This window comes from Delftia sp. NA_296.1 (assembly GCF_052692095.1).
Genome location: NZ_JBQZGF010000004.1, coordinates 564253 through 583780, shown reverse-complemented (window position 1 = coordinate 583780; position 19528 = coordinate 564253). Strand labels below are relative to the sequence as shown.

Sequence of the window (19528 nt, the reverse complement as noted above, 5' to 3'; positions counted from 1 at the left end):
TTCAAAGGGGATTGTTGCGGTGCAAAAGCACCGCACTATCCGGTGATCGACGGGCGAGAAATGGCTCGGCGGTTCTGTTGATAAACTGTTGATAAATAATTGTGACAGATCAAGCCCGGACCTTTGCAGGCCTTGTCAGGGCTTGGTTTTCAGCCCGTTTTGCCTACAATAAAGTCCCAACTATCGCAGTTGCCAGAGATTGTTGGTTCGGGGCGCGTCGTTCATGGACGCGCCCTTTTTTCTTGCGCGCCGGCCCTGTCGTTTTCCACTTTCACTAGCAGTCCTTCCCGTTGATGAACCACATCAGAAATTTTTCCATCATTGCGCACATCGACCATGGCAAGTCGACGCTGGCTGACCGCCTCATCCAGCGTTGCGGAGGCTTGGCTGACCGTGACATGGAAGCCCAGGTGCTGGACTCGATGGATATCGAGAAAGAGCGCGGCATCACCATCAAGGCGCAGACCGCAGCCCTGCAGTACAAGGCCAAGGATGGCCAGGTCTACAACCTCAACCTCATCGACACGCCCGGCCACGTGGACTTCTCGTATGAAGTCTCGCGTTCGCTGTCGGCCTGCGAGGGAGCGCTGCTGGTGGTGGATGCCTCGCAGGGTGTCGAGGCGCAGACCGTGGCCAACTGCTACACCGCGCTGGAACTCGGCGTGGAAGTGACGGCTGTTCTCAACAAGATGGATCTGCCCCAGGCCGATCCCGAAAATGCCAGGGCCGAGATCGAGGATGTCATCGGCATCGATGCCAGCGACGCCATTCCCTGCTCGGCCAAGACCGGCATGGGCATCGAGGAGATCCTGGAGGCGGTGGTCGCCAAGGTGCCGCCGCCAAAGGGCGATCCCAATGGCCAGCTGCGCGCCATGATCATCGACAGCTGGTTCGACACCTATGTCGGCGTCGTGATGCTGGTGCGCGTGGTCGATGGTGAACTCAAGCGTGGCGAGCGCTTCAAGATGATGGCCTCGGGCGCTGCCTATGAAGCCAACAACCTGGGCGTGTTCACACCGGCCGACGTGCCCCGCGACGTGCTGCGCGCCGGCGAGGTGGGCTACATCATTGCCGGCATCAAGGAGCTCAAGGCAGCCAAGGTGGGCGACACCATCACGCTGGAAAAGAAGCTTCCCAACAATCTGGGTCCTGCCACCGAGGCCCTGCCTGGCTTCAAGGAAATCAAGCCCCAGGTGTTCGCGGGTCTGTACCCCACCGAAGCCAGCGAGTACGACCAGCTGCGCGATGCGCTGGAGAAGCTGCAGCTCAACGATTCGTCCCTGCAGTTCGAGCCTGAAGTCTCGCAGGCGCTGGGCTTCGGCTTTCGCTGCGGCTTCCTGGGCCTGCTGCACATGGAAATCGTGCAGGAGCGCCTAGAGCGCGAATTCGACCAGGACCTGATCACCACCGCGCCCAGCGTGGTCTACGAAGTGGTCAAGGGCGATGGCGAGGTCATCCAGGTCGAGAATCCGTCCAAGATGCCCGATGCCGGCCGTATCGAGGAGGTGCGCGAGCCCATCGTCACCGTCCACCTGTACATGCCCCAGGACTATGTGGGCCCGGTGATGACGCTGGCCAACCAGAAGCGCGGCGTGCAGATCAACATGCAGTACCACGGCCGCCAGGTGATGCTCACCTATGAGATGCCGCTGGGCGAAATCGTGCTGGACTTCTTCGACAAGCTCAAGTCGGTCTCGCGCGGCTACGCCTCCATGGACTATGAGTTCAAGGAGTACCGCGCCTCCGATGTGGTCAAGGTGGACATCCTGCTCAACGGCGAGAAGGTCGATGCGCTGTCCATCATCGTGCACCGCTCCCAGGCCACGTACCGCGGCCGGGCCGTGGTGGCCAAGATGCGCGAGATCATCAGCCGCCAGATGTTCGATGTGGCCATCCAGGCCGCCATCGGTGCCAACATCATTGCGCGGGAAACCGTCAAGGCCATGCGCAAGAACGTGCTGGCCAAGTGCTACGGCGGTGACATCACCCGCAAGCGCAAGCTGCTGGAAAAGCAAAAGGCCGGCAAGAAGCGCATGAAGCAGATCGGATCGGTGGAAGTGCCCCAGGAGGCCTTCCTGGCCATCCTGCAAGTGGAGGATTGATGCAAGCCATGCAATGGATTACGGCCGTCGTACTCGCGGCCTTCGTGGGCTATATCGGTGCCTGGTACACAGGTTTCATCGAGGGCAACTTCGCGCTGCTGCTGTTCCTGGCCACCGTGGTCACGGGCCTGTACTGGGTGGCCGAGCGGCTGTACTTCCTGCCGCGCCGCCGCCGCGCTGCCGTAGCCATCGAGGAGGCTGCCGTGGCACGCCGCGCAGAACTCGACCGCATGGGCATCGCCAAGACCGACATCGAGGTGTCGGAAGAGGCCAAGGGCCGCATCCTCATGCAGCCCTGGTGGCTGGACTGGACGGCAGGCCTGTTCCCGGTGATCGCAATCGTCTTCGTGCTGCGCTCGTTCCTGTTCGAGCCGTTCAAGATCCCGTCTGGCTCCATGATCCCCACGCTGCTCGTGGGCGACCTTATCCTGGTGAACAAGTTCACCTATGGCGTGCGCCTGCCGGTGATCAACACCAAGATCACGCAGGGAACGCCGCTGCAGCGTGGCGATGTGGTGGTGTTCCGCTACCCGCCCCAGCCCAGCCTGGACTACATCAAGCGGGTGGTGGGCCTGCCGGGCGACGAGATCGCCTACCTGAACAAGCGGCTGACGATCAATGGCAAGGAAGTCCCGGTCAATGCACTGCCCGACTTCTTCGACAAGGATGCGATGCGCTACTTCAAGCAGTACGAGGAGTCGCTGGGCGATAAGCCGCACCGCATGATCGTGAACCAGGACGTGCCGGCCTTCATCCAGGGCGCCAGCGGCTTCGAGTTCCGCGAGAACTGCCGCTACAGCGTCGAAGGCATCACCTGCAAGGTGCCGGAAGGCCAGTACTTCATGATGGGCGACAACCGCGACAACTCGCTGGATTCCCGCTACTGGGGCTTTGTGCCCGACAAGAACATCGTGGGCCGGGCTTTCTTTGTCTGGATGAACTTCGGGGATTTCAAGCGCATCGGCAGCTTCCATTGATCACATCACATCACATGCATGCATGAGGACCGCAGTGGCCCGGGCATGCGCGAGGGATTCACACCGGAGGAGGAAAAAGCATGTTGACATCGAACAACCGGCGTTCGCGCCAGCGCGGCCTGTCCTTTCTGGGACTGGTGTTTGTGATTGCCCTGGGCGTGGGCGTGGTGGCCGTAGGCGCACAATCCGTGCCTGTCTTCCTGGAATACCAGGCCATCGTCAAGGCCGCCAACAAGGCGGCCCGCGAGGGCAATTCCGTGGCCGAGGTGAAAGCCAGCTTCGAGCGTTCCGCTGCCATCGATGACTTCACGTCCGTCAAGGGTGGCGATCTCGAAGTGACCAAGATCAATGACCGTGTGGTGGTGGGGTTCGAATATTCGCGCGAGATCCATCTCGTGGGCCCCGCCTACCTGACTTACCGTTTTAAGAAGCAGACCCAATAGGTGCCTCCCTTACTGAATGCGCTGCAGCTGAGGCTGCAGCATCAATTTGCCGAGCCTGCATTGCTGCAGCGTGCCGTCACGCACCGCAGCTTCTCGGCAGACAACAACGAGCGCCTGGAATTCCTCGGTGACTCGGTGCTGAACCTTGCCATTTCCAGCCTGCTCTACCAGCGGCTCAGTTCCATGCCCGAGGGCGATCTGTCCCGCGTGCGCGCCAACCTGGTCAAGGAAGGCACGCTGCACCAGATCGCGCTGAGGCTGCAGTTGCCTGATCTGCTGCGCCTGGGCGAGGGTGAATCCAAGTCGGGCGGCAAGCAACGCCCCTCCATCCTGGCCGATGCGGTCGAGGCCCTGATCGGCGCGGTCTATCTGGATGCCGGCTACGCGGCGGGCGAGAAGGTGGTACACCATCTTTTCGAGGGCGTGGACATCAACCCCCACATGCGCGCAGCCGAAAAGGATGCGAAGACGGCCCTGCAGGAATGGCTGCAGGGACGGCGCATGAAGCTGCCGCAGTATGAGGTGGTCGCCACCACGGGAGCCGCCCACCGCCAGACCTTTGAAGTGGCCTGCGCGATTGCCGAGCTGCAATTGCAGGCCCGGGGAACGGGTGCCTCGCGCAGAGCCGCAGAGCAGACGGCTGCCACAGCCATGCTGGAACTATTGAAAGCAAGACACGCATGAACCAAGACAAACCTCCGGCGCCGGCACAGACCGCCGCCGAACTCGATGCCCTGCTGGCTGCGGCCAAGCCCGGCGCCGGCGCAGCACGCACGGCATCCGCCCCTGATGAAGCCCAGGCGCCCGAGGTGCCGACAGGCCCGCAGCGTTGCGGCCTGATCGCCATCGTCGGCAAGCCCAATGTGGGCAAGTCCACGCTGATGAATGCGCTGGTGGGCCAGAAGATCAGCATCACCTCGCGCAAGGCGCAGACCACGCGCCACCGCATCACGGGCATTCGCTCGCGCGCCGCGACGCAGTTCATCTTCGTCGATACACCGGGTTTCCAGACCAAGCACAGCACGGCGCTGAACAAGTCGCTCAACAAGACCGTGATGGGCGCCATCGGCGACGTGGACCTGATCCTGTTCGTCGTGGAAGCCGGCCAGTTCACGCTGGCCGATGCCAAGGTGCTGTCGCTGTTCAAGCCCGGCATTCCCACGCTGCTGATCGCCAACAAGCTCGATACCGTGGGCCGCCGTGCCGAGATCGCCCCCTGGCTCAAGAGCATGCAGGAGCGCCATCCGTTTGCCGAGTTCGTGCCCATGTCGGCCAAGAGCAAGGGCGACATCGAGCGCCTGTTCGGCATCTGCGAGAAGTACCTGCCCGAGCAGGACTGGATGTATGCGCCCGACGAGCTGACCGACCGCAGCGAGAAGTTCCTCGCCTCGGAAACCGTGCGCGAGAAGCTGTTCCGCTTCACGGGCGACGAGCTGCCCTACACCTCCACGGTGGTCATCGACAAGTTCGAGGAAGAGGCCAGCAAGCAGCACAAGCGCTTCATCCGCGTGGCGGCCACCATCGTGGTCGAGCGCGACGGACACAAGGCCATGATCATCGGAGAGAAGGGCGAGCGCCTCAAGCGCATCAGCACCGAGGCCCGCCAGGAGCTGGAAAAGCTCATGGATGCCAAGGTCTTCCTCGAAGTCTGGGTCAAGGTGCGCTCCGGCTGGGCCGACGACGAGGCCCGCGTGCGCTCCTTCGGCTACGAGTGAGAAACCTCCCCGCAAGGCCCTCTGTCCATGGCTAGCGCCAAGCGTGTCTCGGATGAGCCGGCCTATGTACTGCACAGCTATGACTGGAGCGAGTCCAGCCTGATCCTCGAGGTTTTCACGCGGCACCGGGGCCGCGTGGCGCTGGCGGCCAAGGGCGTCAAGCGCCCGACCTCGAACTTTCGCCCCGTGCTGCTGCCGCTGCAGCCGCTGAGCCTGAGCTACAGCCTGGGCGGCGAGGGCAATGCCGAGATCCATACCCTCAAGGGCGCCGAGTGGGTGGGCGGCCATGTCATGCCCCAGGGCGACGCCCTGATGTCGGGCCTGTACCTCAACGAGCTGCTGATGCGCCTGCTGGCGCGAGACGATCCCTATGCGGCGCTGTTCGACATCTATGCCGGCGTGGTGCGCGTGCTGGCGGGCCAGCATGGCGATGCCATCGAGCCCGTGCTGCGCACCTTCGAGCTGCTGCTGCTGCGCGAACTGGGCCATCTGCCCGCCTTGAATGAGGAAAGCGCCACGCTGGCACCGCTGGCCGAAGGCCGCCGCTATGCGCTGGTGGCCGAAGGCGGCCTGCGCCCGGCGCTGCAGGGCGAGCGCGCCGTGCTGGGCGCTGCGCAATGGCAGGCCATTGAAAGCGCGCTGCAGGCCCGGCAGGCCTTCAATGCCACGCTGCATGTGGTGGCCCAACCCGAGCAGGCGCTGGCCCTCAAGCCCCAACTGAGGGCCCTGCTGCAATACCATTGCGGCAGTCCCATGCTGCGCACCCGCCAGCTGATGATGGATCTGCAATCGCTATGAATCTTTCCCACGCTTCGCAGCGCACGGCGCTGTCGGTCAATGTCAACAAGGTTGCGCTGCTGCGCAACACGCGCCACCTGGGCATTCCCAGCGTGACGCGCGCCGCGCGCATCTGCCTGGAGGCCGGTGCCCAGGGCATCACCATCCATCCGCGTCCCGACCAGCGCCATATCCGCAGCGAGGATGTCTATGAACTGCAGGCGCTGATGACACAGTGGCCGCAGGCGGAGTTCAACATCGAGGGCAACCCGACGCAGAACCTCATGGACTTCATCCGCGACACGCGCCCGCACCAGGCCACCTTCGTGCCCGACAGCGAGGACCAGTTCACCAGCGACCATGGCTGGAACTTCCCGCAGGACGCCGAGCGCCTGAAGCCGCTGATTGCCGAATGCCGCCAGCTGGGCGTGCGCGTCAGCCTGTTCATGGACCCCGTGCCCGCCCAGATGGCCGCTGCGCGCGCCGTGGGCGCCGACCGGGTCGAGCTGTATACCGAACCCTACGCAGCTGCCTGGGGCACGGCAGACCAGGAAGCGCAACTGCGCGCCTATGCGGCGGCGGCCCAGGCGGCTTTGGATGCCGGGCTGGGCATCAATGCCGGCCACGACCTCAGCCGTGACAACCTGGCCGCCTTCGTGGCGCGCGTGCCGGGCCTGCTTGAAGTCTCCATCGGCCATGCGCTGATCGCCGACGCGCTGGAGCTGGGCTACGCCGAAACCGTGCGCGCCTACCAGCAGTGCATAGACCAGGGCATGGCGGCGCGCGCCTGAAGCTTTCGCGGAGCGAATCCATGATCTACGGCATCGGTACCGACATCTGCGACGTGCGCCGCATCCGCGCCAGCCTGGAGCGCCATGGCGACCGTTTCGCCGAGAAGGTGCTGGCCGAGGGCGAGCTGGCCACCTGGCGTGCCCGCCGCGCGCGCTGGCCTGAGCGCGGCATCCGCTTCGTGGCCACGCGCTTTTCCGCCAAGGAGGCCTTTTCCAAGGCCATAGGCATGGGCATGGTCATGCCCATGACCTGGCGCAGCTGCGAGGTCATCAAACTGCCCAGTGGCCAGCCTGCCATCGTGCTGCACGGCGCGCTCAAGGAATGGTTCGAGGCGCGCAACCTGCAGGTGCACCTGTCCGTAACCGACGAGAGCGACTACGCGGCCAGCTTCTGCGTGGTCGAGCGCCGCGCCTGATACCCGGCCAGCGTGACGCTGGCTTTTTTGACTCCACAGGATTCATAGGAACTCCCGGCATGACCGAGCACGCACCCCTCATCATCGACATCGCCGGCAAGGCACTCACCGATGTGGACCGCCAGCGCCTGGCGCATCCGCTGGTCGGCGGCATCATCCTCTTTGCCCGCAACTGGGAAAGCCGCGAGCAGCTGGTGCAGCTGTGCGCCGATATCAAGGCGGTCAAGCCCGATTTGCTGATCTGCGTGGACCATGAGGGCGGACGCGTGCAGCGTTTTCGCGCTGACGGCTTCACGCACCTGCCGCCCATGCGCGCCTTCGGCCAGATGTGGATGGACGACGGCAAGGGCGGCAAGCACCGTGAAGGCAGCGGTGCCCTGGCTGCCATGAATGCCGCCACGGCGGCCGGCTACGTGCTGGGCACCGAGCTGCGCGCCTGCGGCGTGGATTTCAGCTTCACCCCGGTGCTGGACCTTGACTATGGTGCCAGCAGCGTCATCGGCGACCGCAGCTTCCACCGCGACCCGCGCGTGGTGGCCGCGCTGGCCCGCAGCCTCATGCACGGCCTGCTGCAGGCCGGCATGGGCAACTGCGGCAAGCACTTTCCCGGCCACGGCTTCGTCAAGGCCGATTCGCATGTGGACATTCCGGTCGATGGCCGCAGCCTCACCGCCATTCTGGGCGAGGACGCTGCGCCCTATCCCTGGTTGTCCAGCGTGCTCACGGCCGTGATGCCGGCCCATGTGATCTACCCCAAGGTGGACAAGCGCCCGGCCGGTTTTTCTGCCAAGTGGCTCAAGGACATCCTGCGCAGCCGCCTGCGCTACGACGGCGCCATTTTCAGCGACGACCTGAGCATGGAGGGCGCGCGCCGCATCGACGGCCAGCTCATCGGCTATACCGACGCGGCCCTGGCCGCGCTGGAGGCGGGCTGCGACATGGTGCTGCTGTGCAACCAGAGCCTGGGCCTGGGCGAGCATGTGGACGAGCTGCTGGCCGGCATGGAGGCCGCGCAGCGCAGCGGCCGCTGGCAGCCCGATGCCGACAGCGAATCGCGCCGCGTGGCCCTGCTGCCGGAGACCGTGCCCCAGCCCTGGGACGACCTCATGCGCCAGCCTGCCTATCTGCAGGCGCTGGACCTGCTGCCTTGATGGATTGAAGAATGCCGCCGCTGGCCGCTCCGAGGCCAAGGCGGGCTTTGCAAAGGCATGTGCGTGTCGTAAAGGGCGCGTCGGCCGGTGTTTCACAGGAGAGTTTTCCCATGCGCGTTGGCGTGCTGACCGGAGGTGGCGACTGCCCCGGCCTGAATGCGGTGATCCGTGCGGTCACCAAGTCCCTGATCAACCACGGCCAGTGCGAGGTGCTGGGCATTGCCGACGGCTTCGAAGGCCTGATGCTCGACCCGCCCGGCGTCAAGCCGCTGGGCTGGGACGAGGTCTCGGGCATCCTGCATGTGGGAGGCACCATCCTGGGCACCAGCAACAGCGCCAACCCCCTTCGCGATGCGGCCACGCTGGAGCATGTGGGCCGCAATGTCCGTGCGCTGGGCCTGGACGTGGTGGTGGCCATCGGCGGTGACGGCACCATGAGCCTGGCGCATGGCCTGGCCGAACAGGTGGGGCTGACCTGCGTGGGCGTGCCCAAGACCATAGACAACGACATTGCCAATTGCGAGCGCAGCTTTGGCTTCGACACCGCCGTGGCCACGGCCACCGAGGCGCTGCGCCGCATCGAGAGCACGGCCAACAGCCACCACCGCGTGATGATCGTCGAGACCATGGGGCGCCATGCTGGATGGCTGGCGCTGGAGGCCGGCATTGCCGGTGCGGCCGACGTCATCCTGCTGCCCGAGATCGATTACGACCTGCAGGCCATCGTCGATTTCTGCCGGGGCCGCGAGCAGCGCCAGCGCTACACCATCATCTGCATCGGCGAGGGCGCCAAGGAAAGCGGCGCCAGCCTCACGGTGCGCGAGCGCATCGAGCAAAGCCCCGACCCGGTCCGCCTGGGCGGTGTCGGCCATGTGCTGCGCGAGCGCCTGCAGCCCCACCTCAGGAGCGAGGTGCGCACCACGGTCCTCGGCCATGTACAGCGCGGCGGCGACCCCACGCCCTTTGACCGCGTGCTGGCCACGCAGTACGGCCACCATGCGGCGCAACTGGTGCTGTCGGGGCGCTTCGGCCGCATGGTCACGCTGCAGGGTGGCGAGATCGGCAGCGTGGAAATCTCCCGCGTGGCCAACACCCAGCGCACCGTGCCCCTGGACCACGGCCTGCTCACCATGGCGCGCGACATAGGCATTTGCCTGGGCGAGCCATGCAAGCAGGATGCGCGGCCGGCCGCAGCCGGCAGCCACTGAGCCCGCCATGCGGCAGCAGGGTCGTCTCACCGGCTGGAAGGACGAGCAGGGCTTCGGCTTCATCGAACCCGATGGAGGCGGCGCGCAGGTCTTTGTCCATATCAAGTCCTTCACCGATCGCCGCCGCAGGCCCGAGGGCGGAGAGCGTGTCAGCTATGTGCCCAGCCGCAACGCCCAGGGAAAATGGCGCGCGCAGGATGTGGCCTTCATTGACGAACCAAGGACCGGCCGCCCGCAGCCTGCGCGGCGAAGCCGTGCCGGCACGCCTTCGCGGCCTCTGCCGCCTGTGCGAGGCCCGGTGGCGGTAGGCCTGGCCGTTGCCTTCTTCTGCGTGCTGCTGGCTGTTGCCTGGAGCGGCCGCATGCCCTGGACACTGGTCGGCCTGTATGCGGCGGCAAGCTTTGTGACCTTCATGGTCTATGGATTCGACAAGTCCGCCGCCAGGCACGACCGCTGGCGCACCAGCGAAAGCCGTCTGCTCCTGCTGGCACTGCTGTGCGGCTGGCCCGGCGCGCTGCTCGCGCAGGGGCTGCTGCGGCACAAGTCCAGCAAGGCTTCATTCCAACTGGTGTTCTGGATCACCGTGGTGCTCAACTGCGGCCTGCTGGCATGGCTGCTGTCATCGGCAGGTGCGCCGCTGCGGGCGCTGGCGCCCGGCATCTTCTGAAAATTGAAGGAACTGGCGATGACCCATGCTGGACCACGGCCCCAAATGCCCTCCGCCAACGATGCATCGCTGCAGACCTGGCAGGCGTATTGGGAGAGCGCCTGGTCCGCACTGGGTGCCAGCGCTCCGCAGCCTGTGCTGGCCCAACTGCTGCAAAGCTACAGCGAGCCCCAGCGCCACTACCACACGCTGCAGCATCTGGGCGAGGCCATGGGCCTGCTGCAACCGGCGCTGGGCCTGGCCGAGCACCCCGGCGAGGTGGCTCTGGCGCTGTGGTTCCATGACGCTATCTACCAAACTCAAGCCAAGGACAACGAGGCGCGCAGCGCCGACTGGGCCGCCGCCGTGCTGCGTGAGCAGGGTCTGCCTGCCGATGTGGCCGGGCGCGTGCACGGCCTGATCATGGCGACCTGCCACGCTGCACAGCCATCCGGAATCGACGCCCAACTGCTGGTGGATGCCGACCTGGGCATTCTCGCGGCCGACCCTCTGCGGTTTGCCGAATACGAAGTGCAGGTGCGGGCCGAATACGAATGGGTGCCCTTGCCGCTGTACCGCGCCAAGCGCCGCGAGGTGCTGCTGGGCTTCATGCAGCGCGAGGCCATCTACTGCACTGACTGGTTCCGGCAACGGCTGGAGGCGCGGGCGCGGCGCAACCTCGCGCAGGCGCTGGGTTTGTAGGCGGCGCCTGCGTCGGCGTCCTATGATCGGGGGCTGCTGCGGGCCGTGCAGGCCTGCCTCCCTCTCTTTCTTATCTTGCCCAGGCTCCGCCTGGCTCACAGGACGCGCAGATGACCACCCTTGGAACCCCTTACTCCCCCCATGCCACCAAAGTCATGCTGCTGGGCAGCGGCGAACTCGGCAAGGAAGTGCTGATCGCGCTGCAGCGCCTGGGCGTGGAGACGATCGCCGTGGACCGCTACGAGAATGCGCCCGGCCAGCAGGTGGCCCACCACGCGCGCACCATCACCATGAGCGATCCGGCCCAGCTCAAGGCCTTGATCGAGGCCGAGAAGCCCGACCTGGTCGTGCCCGAGATCGAGGCCATTGCCACGCCGATGCTGGAAGAGCTGGAAGCGGCCGGTGTGGTCACCGTGATCCCCACGGCCCGCGCCGCGCGCCTGACCATGGACCGCGAAGGCATTCGCCGCTTGGCCGCCGAGACGCTGGGCCTGGCCACCAGCCCTTATCGCTTCTGTGATTCGCAGCAGGAGCTGCAGGCCGCCATCGACGGCACGGATGGCCAGCCCGCCATCGGCTTCCCTTGCGTGGTCAAGCCCGTGATGAGCAGCTCGGGCAAGGGCCAGAGCAAGCTGGACGGCCCGGACGACGTGGCCAAGGCCTGGGACTACGCCATGGCCGGCGGCCGGGTGAGCCATGGCCGTGTGATCGTCGAAGGCTTCATCGACTTCGACTACGAAATCACCCAGCTCACGGTGCGCGCCAAGGGTGCGGACGGCCAGGTGCAGACGCATTTCTGCGATCCGATCGGCCACATCCAGCAGTCCGGTGACTATGTGGAAAGCTGGCAGCCCCATCCCATGCACCCGGCGGCGCTGCAGAAGTCGCGCGACATCGCCAAGGCGGTGACCGATGACCTGGGCGGCCTGGGCTTGTTTGGCGTGGAGCTGTTCGTCAAGGGCGAGCAGGTCTGGTTCAGCGAAGTCTCGCCGCGCCCGCACGACACGGGGCTGGTCACGCTGGCCACGCAGTGGCAAAGCGAGTTCGAGCTGCATGCGCGCGCCATTCTGGGCCTGCCCGTGGATGCCTCGCTGCGCAACCCCGGAGCCAGCGCCGTGATCTATGGCGGGCAGGATGCCGAAGGCCTGGTGTTCGACGGCGTGGACGAGGCCCTGGCCGTGCCGGGCACGGACCTGCGCCTGTTCGGCAAGCCAGAGAGCTTCGTCAAGCGCCGCATGGGCGTGGCCCTGGCGCGCGCCCAGGATGTGGAGCAGGCGCGCACCAACGCCAAGCTGGCTGCCAGCAAGGTCAAGCCGCGCAAGCCCTGAGGCGCTGCTGAACGACAAAGCCGCCGTCCCTGCACCGGGCGGCGGCTTTTTTCGTGGGAAGGTGAGCTTAGTTGGTCGTGTGCATGGGCGGCTGCGAGGGCTGGGCATCATGCGGCGTGGTCAGCCGGATGGCGCGCTCCTCCTCGCCGTGGCTGGCATGCTCGCCATCCGCACCCAGGCCGCCCTTCCAGCGCCGGACCACGCGCTGGAAGATCAGCGAGTTGGGGATCTGCAGCAGGTTGGGTGAGCCATCGGGCGCATGGGCGTCCTGCAAGGTGGTGTAGAGCATGTTGATGTCGATCACGCGGCCCTTGGCACCGGGCTTTTCAGCCGTGTCCAGCACCTCGATGTAGTCACCCAGGCGAAAGGGCCCGACGATGACGATGAGCAGGGCGCAGAACAGGTTGGACAGCACGCTCCAGGCCGCGAAGAAGGCCACGGCGCCCACGGTGGCAAAGCCGGTGAAGGCCGTCCACAGGACGGTGGCCGAGACGCCCAGGCGCTCCAGTACCAGGGGCACGGTGGCGGCGATGAGAATCCAGCGGAACACGCCGCGCAGCGGCACCAGCAGCTCCGGCGGCAGGCCGTAGTGCCGGCCTGCGCGTGCGATCAGCCGGCGAACCAGGCGATTGAGCAGCCAGGCCGCACCGATGATCAGCAGGATCTGGGCACCGGGGATGATGAACTCCAGCCAATCCTGCATCCAGGTGGGCAGGTGCGCTTGAAAACGACGCATAACTTCAAACATTCAGGAAACAGGAATCCGCTTTCGGGACCCGGATGCGCAGCTCGTGCGCGCCCGGCATTGAGCTGCGATCGTAAGCGCAGGCGCAAGGCCCGGCAGTCAGGTGCGGCGCTGCTCCACTGTGTCCATCTGCATCTCGAAGCTGAAGAAGCGGTCACGCCCCTGCGCCTTGGCCGCGTACAGTGCCTGGTCGGCGCGCATGAGCATGGCTTCGGCGCTGGTGTATTCGTCGGGAATGCAGGTGGTGATGCCGCCCGACAGCGTGAGACCCGATTCATGGGGCGAATCGGGGTGGCGTATGCGCAGCACGCGCAGCATCTGGCCCACGGCACGCGCAAACGTCATGGCGCCCGAGCGTGGCGTGCGCGGCAGGATGAGCGCGAATTCCTCGCCGCCATAGCGCGCCGCCACGTCACGGGGGCGTACGCAGACCTCGCGCAGCAGGCGTCCGATCTGTTTCAGGCATTCATCGCCATGCACGTGGCCATAGGTGTCGTTGTAGCGCTTGAAATGGTCCAGGTCGCAGAGCATCAGCGTCAGCGGCTGGCCTTCGCGGCGGGCCGAGGCGATCTCGGCATGCAGGATGCGGTCGAAGCCTCGGCGGTTGACCAGGCCCGTGAGCTGGTCGAGCTCGACCATTTCATTGAGCTTCTGGTTGGCCTCGTGCAGTTCGGCCGACAGTGATACCAGGCGCCTGCGCATGTCCAGCAGGCGGCGCATGGCGCGCAGCTTGGCCACGAGCACGATGGGCTTGACGGGCTTGACCAGGTAGTCGTCGCCTCCGGCCTCGATGCCGCGCCACACATCCAGGTCATTGTCCAGGCCGGACAGGAAGATGACGGGCGTCCACTCGCCGGGCTCGGCCTCGCGCAGCTGGCGGGCAACCCAGTAGCCATCCTCGCCGGGCAGGCGGATGTCCAGCAGCACCAGGTCGGGGCGCTGCTCGCGGAACAGGACCAGGGCGCTGGGGCCATCGGCAGCCTCCAGCACGCGGGTCACGCCCGCGTGCAGCAGCTCGCTGACCAGGCTGGTGCGCACCGAGGCCTGGTCTTCCACGACCAGCACGCAAAAGGGCGCGGACTCGTCCGTCGGCTTGGCGAAGCGTGCTCCGCTGGGCTCGATGGCGGGGGAGTCGGCGCTGTCGGTGGGCAGGGGAGGTGGAGCGGGGGGCATGGCCTTCATGGTTGCGAAACCAGGAATGGATCAAGGGGCCGCGCAGTGCGCGGCGGGGGATGGCGCCAGTGTAAGTCGGGTGTCGCGTCCGTGTGCGATTGTGTGCAACGGGGCTTTTGCTAGGCCAGCAGCAGATCCGTGCGGGCGCGGCTGGCCTCGTCATGCCACTGCACAAAGGCGTCGGCAGCCGGGCAGATGCGCGGGTTGCCCAGTTGCTGCAGCAGCCTGCAGGCAGCAAAGCCCTGGGCTTTGCTGTCATAGGCAAGTGCCCACTGGCGGCGCTCCTCCTGCCGGTCTTCGGGAACGGGCCAGCTGCGCAGCGAGGTGGATAGGCCGGTCAGGCCCATGCGCCAGGGCTTGCCGGAGACACGTGCGCGAAAGCATTGCTGGCGCTCGCACAGCAGGGCATAGAGCGGGTCCACCTGCAGGGCGTCGAACAGCCGCCCGACGGCCGGATCGTCCGATGCGAAATCGGCATGCGTGACGATGACGCGCAGGCCCTTGGGTGTTTCGTAGACGCGCAGGCCCCAGTCGGGGTGGCTTTGTTGGAAGGTCTGGACGCGCTCCATGGCGCGCGCGGCCGGCGAGTCCGTGGCCGCACGCTGGCGCGCCTGGCGTGCTTCCCACCAGCGCTGCACGCGCCGCATGGCCAGGAACAGCAGCAGCACGACCAGTGCCGTGGCCACCATCCGCGAATTGTTCTTGTGCGGTGCCAGCCGGGCCAGCCAGATGGCGACCGAAGCCAACAACAGCAGGGTCACGACGGGAAAGCGCACGGCGCTGGGCGGCTCGGGCAGGTCGATATCGGCGATGGCCACGCGCTCGGTGTTCAGGCAGTGGGCGCCGTAGCTGTTGCGCGTCATCACCGTGCCGTCGCGGCGCTGCAGGACTTCTTCGCGGATGGGGGTGGTGAAGCCGTCGAGCGCGTACTCGTTCTTCCATTCCATGCGAGGCTCGCCCTTTGGAAGCGCCGCATTGCGGGCGGCTTCCAGGGCCTTGGCGGCACGCTCCTGGGCGTGGGCCTGGGCGGCTTCCTGGCTGGTGTCGGACCATCCCCAGCGCTGGACGGTGATGCCGTGGGTGGGGCGGCTTTCATGCCGCAGGCGCGCCTGCGCCCAGTAGGTGGGGATGTGCATGGCGAGCCAGTATAGGGAAAAGCCGCCTGGCTCCCAAGGGAATGCAGGCGGCTTCAGTTGGCAACGCGCGCAGGCGCTGGATGCCGTGGTTTTTACTGTTCGCGGCGCAGGGCGGGGAACAGGATCACGTCGCGGATGCTGGCGCTGTCGGTCAGCAGCATCATCAGGCGGTCGATGCCGATGCCGCAGCCGCCCGTGGGGGGCATGCCGTACTCGAGGGCACGCACGAAGTCGTGGTCGAAGTACATGGCTTCGTCGTCGCCACCGTCCTTGGCCTGGACCTGGGCATTGAAGCGGGCGGCCTGGTCCTCGGCGTCGTTGAGCTCGGAGAAACCGTTGCCGAATTCGCGGCCCGTGATGTACAGCTCGAAGCGCTCGGTGACCTCGGGGCGCTCGTCATTGGCGCGTGCCAGCGGCGAGATCTCGGTGGGGTGCTCCATGATGAAGGTGGGCTGCCAGAGCTTTTCTTCCACCACTTCCTCGAAGTACAGCACCTGCAGGCTGGCCAGGGTGCGGGCGGACAGGCGGTCCTTTTCTTCCGTCATGCCCAGCTTGCGCAGCGCATTGGTCAGCCATTCGCGGTCTGCCACCTTGTCGCCGGCTTCGGTGAACTTGACGATGGCCTCGGGAATGGTCAGGCGCTGGAAGGGCTGGGACAGGTCCACGGGCTTGCCGCCGTAGGTCAGCTGCAGTGTGCCCACGGCCTTTTGCGCGGCGTCGCGCACCAGGGCCTCGGTGTAGTCCATCAGGTCGCGGTAGTTCCAGTAGGCCGCGTAGAACTCCATCATGGTGAACTCGGGGTTGTGGCGAACCGAGATGCCTTCGTTGCGGAAGTTGCGGTTGATCTCGAACACGCGCTCGAAGCCGCCGACCACCAGGCGCTTGAGGTACAGCTCGGGCGCGATGCGCAGGTACATCTCCTGGTCCAGGGCGTTGTGGTGGGTGACGAAGGGCTTGGCGTTGGCGCCGCCGGGAATGGGGTGCAGCATGGGCGTTTCCACTTCCAGGAAGCCGTGCTCCACCATGAATTCGCGGATGCCCGAGACGGCCTTGCTGCGTGCGATGAAGCGGCGGCGGGCCTGCTCGTCCATCATCAGGTCCACGTAGCGCTGACGCACCTTCTGCTCCAGGTCGGCCATGCCGTGGAACTTGTCGGGCATGGGGCGCAGGCTCTTGGTGAGCAGGCGCAGCGTCTGCACCTTGACTGACAGCTCGCCGGTCTTGGTCTTCATCAGCGTGCCCTCGGCGCCCAGGATGTCGCCCAGGTCCCAGCGCTTGAAGGCCGCATAGACCTCCTCGCCCACGGTGTCGCGCGTGATGTACAGCTGGATGCGGCCGTGCGTGGGGCCCAGCGATCCGTCCTGGATGGTGGCAAAGCTGGCCTTGCCCATGACGCGCTTGAGCATCATGCGGCCGCCCAGGCTGACCTGCACGGCTTCGGCGTCCAACTGCTCGGCGCTCTTGTCGGCATGGGCCTGCTGCAGCGCCTCGGCGCGGTCGGCGGGCTTGAAGTCGTTGGGGAAGGCCACGCCGCCCTGTTCACGGACCTGTTCGCGCAGGGCCTTGAGTTTTTCGCGGCGCTCGGCGATGAGTTGGTTTTCGTCCTGGGGAGCGGTCTGGTCCGCTGCGGATGGGGTGTTGTGTTCGGTCATGACAATGAGCGCCAGCGCAAAACGCCGAGGGGCCGGAAAAAAGCCGGAGGAAAAAAAGCGGGAAAAGCCGAAAAAAGCCAGGCGCAAAGGGCTGGAGGGCGCAGAGGCGGCAGCAAATGCCACCGGCAAGCCCCACAGCTGGCGGGCTGAATCCGCGATTTTAAGTTTTTTGGCGCGCTTTCGGTGCGCGGTGCTGCCAATGTGCCGGACGCCGCTGCGGTATGACGCCGCAGTCCTGCCAAATCGTCAGTGCCCGGCGGAAGGGGAGCCGGGTGCCGGGCCCTGGGCATGGCCTATGCCGCTGCGCTCCAGCACATCGGCCACGAGCTCCAGCCGCACCAGCGGGCTGTCCAGCGCCATCAGTTGTTGCTTGATGGAGACCGGCATGGGCAGCAGCTCGGTCCAGCGGTTGGCCACCCAGCCGCAGTCGCCCATCTGTTCGGCGCTGGGCAGTCGGGCATGGTCGGCGTCTGTGGAGCGCGCGTGCAGCTGCATCAGCACCTGGGCCAAGGCCTGGGCGGTGGCGAGCAGGTGGCTGGGGATGGGTACGGCGGCATCGGCAGGCAGCATCTGCACATCGGCCACCCACAGGCCGTGGGGCAGCTGGCGGTGCTCCTGCATGCGAAAGCGCTGCGTGCCTTCGCACTGCAGGTGCAGCAGGCCGGGCTGGGGCTGCTGCAACTGGACGATGCGGGCCAGCGTGCCCACGGCGTGCAATTGCTCGGCGGCCGCGCCGGCCTTGCGCACTTCGCTGCCGGCCTGCAGCGCCACCACGCCGAAGGGAGCGCCCGTGCGCTCGCACTTGCGGATCATGTCCAGGTAGCGGACTTCAAAGACGCGAAGGCTCAGCAGGCCTTCGGGGAAGAGGACGCTGCCCAGGGGGAACAGCGGCAGGGAGTGCAGTGCGGTAGGGGCAGTCATGTGATGGGCGGGATGCGGCAGCTATCATCCCATGCTGTGCCAAGGCCGGATGGCCGTGGTCCGATCTTCCTCCCGCAGTCCTACAACGCCATGCTTTTTCAGATCGTTTCCTTTTTGCTCGACGTGGTCGTTGGCCTGTTGACCGGCGTCTGCCTGCTGCGCATGTACATGCAGGCCCAGCGCGTGCCCTTCGGCAACCCTGTGGGGCAGCTGGTGTTTGCGCTGTCCGACTGGATCGTGATGCCGCTGCGCCGCATCATCAAGCCGGCCGCGCGCTGGGACATGTCCAGCCTGATCGCCGCCTTCCTGCTGCAGATGCTGCAGTTCGTGCTGCTGTGGCTGTTGATGGGTGGGCAGTCCACCGTGGTTGCCCTGCCCTGGCTGGCGCTGTGCGGCCTGGCGCGCGTGGCGCTGTCGGGCATGGTGGGCGTGCTGCTGATCTATGCCATCTTGTCGTGGGTGCAGCCGCAGTCGCCGATGTATGGCGTGCTGCAGCGCCTGTCCGAGCCCATGCTGCGGCCCATCCGCCGTGTTGTTCCGCTGATCGGCGGTATCGATCTGTCGGCACTGGTGGCTCTGGTGCTGCTGCAGATCGCGCTGATGGTGCTGGGGTATATCCAGGGATCGGGCCTGATGCTGCTGGCCTGATTTCCCAGGTTTCCTGGACGTGAAAAAGCCGCCGCAGGCATCAACCTGCGGCGGCTTTTTTGTGTCTGCGCGAGGCTTTACTGGACCGCGTCGGCCGGCAGGCGCTGCAGCATGGCAAGCGATGCGGCGATGCGGTCGCGCAGCTCGCGGCGGTCCACGATCATGTCCACGGCGCCCTTGTCCTGCAGGAACTCGGCGCGCTGGAAGCCTTCGGGCAGCTTCACGCGCACGGTGGTTTCGATCACGCGCGGGCCGGCGAAGCCGACCAGAGTCTTGGGCTCGGCAATGACGATATCGCCGACGAAGGCAAAGCTGGCGGAGACGCCACCGAAGGTGGGATCGGTCAGCACCGAGATGTAGGGCAGGCCCTTCTTGGCCAGGCGCGTGAGCGCTGCATTGGCCTTGGCCATCTGCATCAGGCTCAACAGGCCTTCCTGCATGCGCGCACCGCCCGTGGCGGTGAAGCAGATGAAGGGGACCTTCTGCTCGATGGCGGTCTCGACACCGCGCACGAAGCGCTCGCCGACCACGGAGCCCATGGAGCCGCCCATGAACTCGAACTCGAAGCAGGCTGCGACCACGTTGACGCTCTTGATGGCGCCGCCCATGACGACCAGGGCATCGGTCTCGCCGGTGTTCTCCAGCGCTTCCTTGAGGCGCTCGGGGTACTTGCGGCTGTCCTTGAACTTCAGGGCGTCGACGGGAATGACTTCCTGGCCGATTTCATAGCGGCCTTCGGCATCCAGGAAATGGTTCAGGCGGGCGCGGGCGCCGATGCGGTGATGGTGGCTGCAGCTGGGGCAGACGTTCTGGTTTTTCTCCAGATCGGCCTTGTAGAGCACGGTCTCGCAGCTCGGGCACTTGATCCACAGACCCTCGGGGATCTGCTGGTGGCGATCCGTGGGGTTGGTTTGCTGGATTTTGGCAGGCAGGAGTTTTTCAAGCCAGGACATGGTGTTTCCTTTTCAGGCGCAGGGCATGCGGCACCGGGCCGCAT

Annotated in this window: 20 protein-coding genes; 14 read left to right on the top strand and 6 right to left on the bottom strand. The window is 65.9% G+C overall.

The features are described from left to right. Positions 1–293: 293 nt before the first annotated feature. The 13 genes from lepA to purT all read left to right on the top strand — a co-directional run bounded on the left by lepA (position 294) and on the right by purT (position 12256). Complete coding sequence (lepA, locus tag ACUTR7_RS13570; protein ID WP_012207063.1) at positions 294–2102, top strand: translation elongation factor 4; 1809 nt, start codon at positions 294–296, stop codon at positions 2100–2102. Beyond that, a complete protein-coding gene (lepB, locus tag ACUTR7_RS13565) occupies positions 2102–3079 on the top strand; it encodes a signal peptidase I (protein WP_012207062.1) in 978 nt (325 codons plus the stop codon). The genes lepA and lepB overlap by 1 nt, the downstream gene beginning before the upstream one ends. A gap of 80 nt (positions 3080–3159) precedes the next feature. Next, positions 3160–3522, top strand: a complete 363-nt coding sequence (locus ACUTR7_RS13560) for a DUF4845 domain-containing protein (RefSeq protein WP_012207061.1) — start codon at positions 3160–3162, stop codon at positions 3520–3522. Then, positions 3523–4206, top strand: a complete 684-nt coding sequence (gene rnc, locus ACUTR7_RS13555) for a ribonuclease III (RefSeq protein WP_012207060.1) — start codon at positions 3523–3525, stop codon at positions 4204–4206. Next, positions 4203–5237 (top strand): GTPase Era, encoded by a 1035-nt coding sequence (era, locus tag ACUTR7_RS13550; RefSeq protein WP_012207059.1) that lies wholly within the window; start codon positions 4203–4205, stop codon positions 5235–5237. Before rnc ends, era begins: the two co-directional genes overlap by 4 nt. Positions 5238–5264: 27 nt before the next feature. Continuing rightward, positions 5265–6035, top strand: coding sequence for a DNA repair protein RecO (recO, locus tag ACUTR7_RS13545; RefSeq protein ID WP_012207058.1), 771 nt, complete (start codon positions 5265–5267; stop codon positions 6033–6035). Further along, positions 6032–6805 carry a pyridoxine 5'-phosphate synthase gene (locus ACUTR7_RS13540; RefSeq protein WP_445609012.1) on the top strand — a complete coding sequence of 258 codons (774 nt, stop codon included), beginning with the start codon at positions 6032–6034 and terminating at the stop codon, positions 6803–6805. Before recO ends, ACUTR7_RS13540 begins: the two co-directional genes overlap by 4 nt. A 20-nt stretch (positions 6806–6825) precedes the next feature. Further along, positions 6826–7221: a holo-ACP synthase gene (acpS, locus tag ACUTR7_RS13535; RefSeq protein ID WP_012207056.1), complete on the top strand. Its 396-nt coding sequence runs from the start codon at positions 6826–6828 to the stop codon at positions 7219–7221. A 59-nt stretch (positions 7222–7280) separates the two neighbouring features. Continuing rightward, positions 7281–8372 carry a beta-N-acetylhexosaminidase gene (gene nagZ, locus ACUTR7_RS13530; RefSeq protein WP_278535110.1) on the top strand — a complete coding sequence of 364 codons (1092 nt, stop codon included), beginning with the start codon at positions 7281–7283 and terminating at the stop codon, positions 8370–8372. Between the two features lie 110 nt (positions 8373–8482). Further along, positions 8483–9580 carry a 6-phosphofructokinase gene (locus ACUTR7_RS13525; protein WP_063328133.1) on the top strand — a complete coding sequence of 366 codons (1098 nt, stop codon included), beginning with the start codon at positions 8483–8485 and terminating at the stop codon, positions 9578–9580. Positions 9581–9587: 7 nt separating this feature from the next. Beyond that, positions 9588–10247 (top strand): DUF1294 domain-containing protein, encoded by a 660-nt coding sequence (locus ACUTR7_RS13520; RefSeq protein ID WP_445609011.1) that lies wholly within the window; start codon positions 9588–9590, stop codon positions 10245–10247. An 18-nt stretch (positions 10248–10265) separates the two neighbouring features. After that, positions 10266–10928 carry an HD domain-containing protein gene (locus tag ACUTR7_RS13515; protein WP_445609010.1) on the top strand — a complete coding sequence of 221 codons (663 nt, stop codon included), beginning with the start codon at positions 10266–10268 and terminating at the stop codon, positions 10926–10928. A 110-nt stretch (positions 10929–11038) separates the two neighbouring features. After that, the gene (gene purT, locus ACUTR7_RS13510; protein ID WP_197944081.1) at positions 11039–12256 is read left to right on the top strand and encodes a formate-dependent phosphoribosylglycinamide formyltransferase; all 1218 of its coding nucleotides are present in this window, start codon (positions 11039–11041) and stop codon (positions 12254–12256) included. A gap of 67 nt (positions 12257–12323) precedes the next feature. Here the strand turns inward: purT and ACUTR7_RS13505 are convergent, their stop codons facing one another. The 5 genes from ACUTR7_RS13505 to ACUTR7_RS13485 form a co-directional block, all read right to left on the bottom strand. After that, positions 12324–12992: a mechanosensitive ion channel family protein gene (locus tag ACUTR7_RS13505; RefSeq protein WP_170962006.1), complete on the bottom strand. Its 669-nt coding sequence runs from the start codon at positions 12990–12992 to the stop codon at positions 12324–12326. A 108-nt stretch (positions 12993–13100) separates the two neighbouring features. Beyond that, on the bottom strand, positions 13101–14183 hold the full coding sequence (locus ACUTR7_RS13500; RefSeq protein WP_012207049.1) for a GGDEF domain-containing response regulator: 1083 nt from the start codon (positions 14181–14183) through the stop codon (positions 13101–13103). A gap of 110 nt (positions 14184–14293) precedes the next feature. Next, a complete protein-coding gene (locus tag ACUTR7_RS13495) occupies positions 14294–15310 on the bottom strand; it encodes a hypothetical protein (RefSeq protein ID WP_445609009.1) in 1017 nt (338 codons plus the stop codon). Between the two features lie 92 nt (positions 15311–15402). Next, on the bottom strand, positions 15403–16962 hold the full coding sequence (lysS, locus tag ACUTR7_RS13490; protein WP_013801009.1) for a lysine--tRNA ligase: 1560 nt from the start codon (positions 16960–16962) through the stop codon (positions 15403–15405). 246 nt (positions 16963–17208) lie between these two features. After that, complete coding sequence (locus ACUTR7_RS13485) at positions 17209–17883, bottom strand: LON peptidase substrate-binding domain-containing protein (RefSeq protein WP_445609008.1); 675 nt, start codon at positions 17881–17883, stop codon at positions 17209–17211. A 90-nt stretch (positions 17884–17973) separates the two neighbouring features. Here ACUTR7_RS13485 and ACUTR7_RS13480 point away from each other — a divergent pair, with 90 nt between their 5' ends. Then, positions 17974–18531, top strand: a complete 558-nt coding sequence (locus ACUTR7_RS13480; RefSeq protein ID WP_445609007.1) for a YggT family protein — start codon at positions 17974–17976, stop codon at positions 18529–18531. A gap of 77 nt (positions 18532–18608) precedes the next feature. Here the strand turns inward: ACUTR7_RS13480 and accD are convergent, their stop codons facing one another. Further along, positions 18609–19484: an acetyl-CoA carboxylase, carboxyltransferase subunit beta gene (gene accD / locus ACUTR7_RS13475; protein WP_013801012.1), complete on the bottom strand. Its 876-nt coding sequence runs from the start codon at positions 19482–19484 to the stop codon at positions 18609–18611. Between the last annotated feature and the right edge of the window lie 44 nt (positions 19485–19528).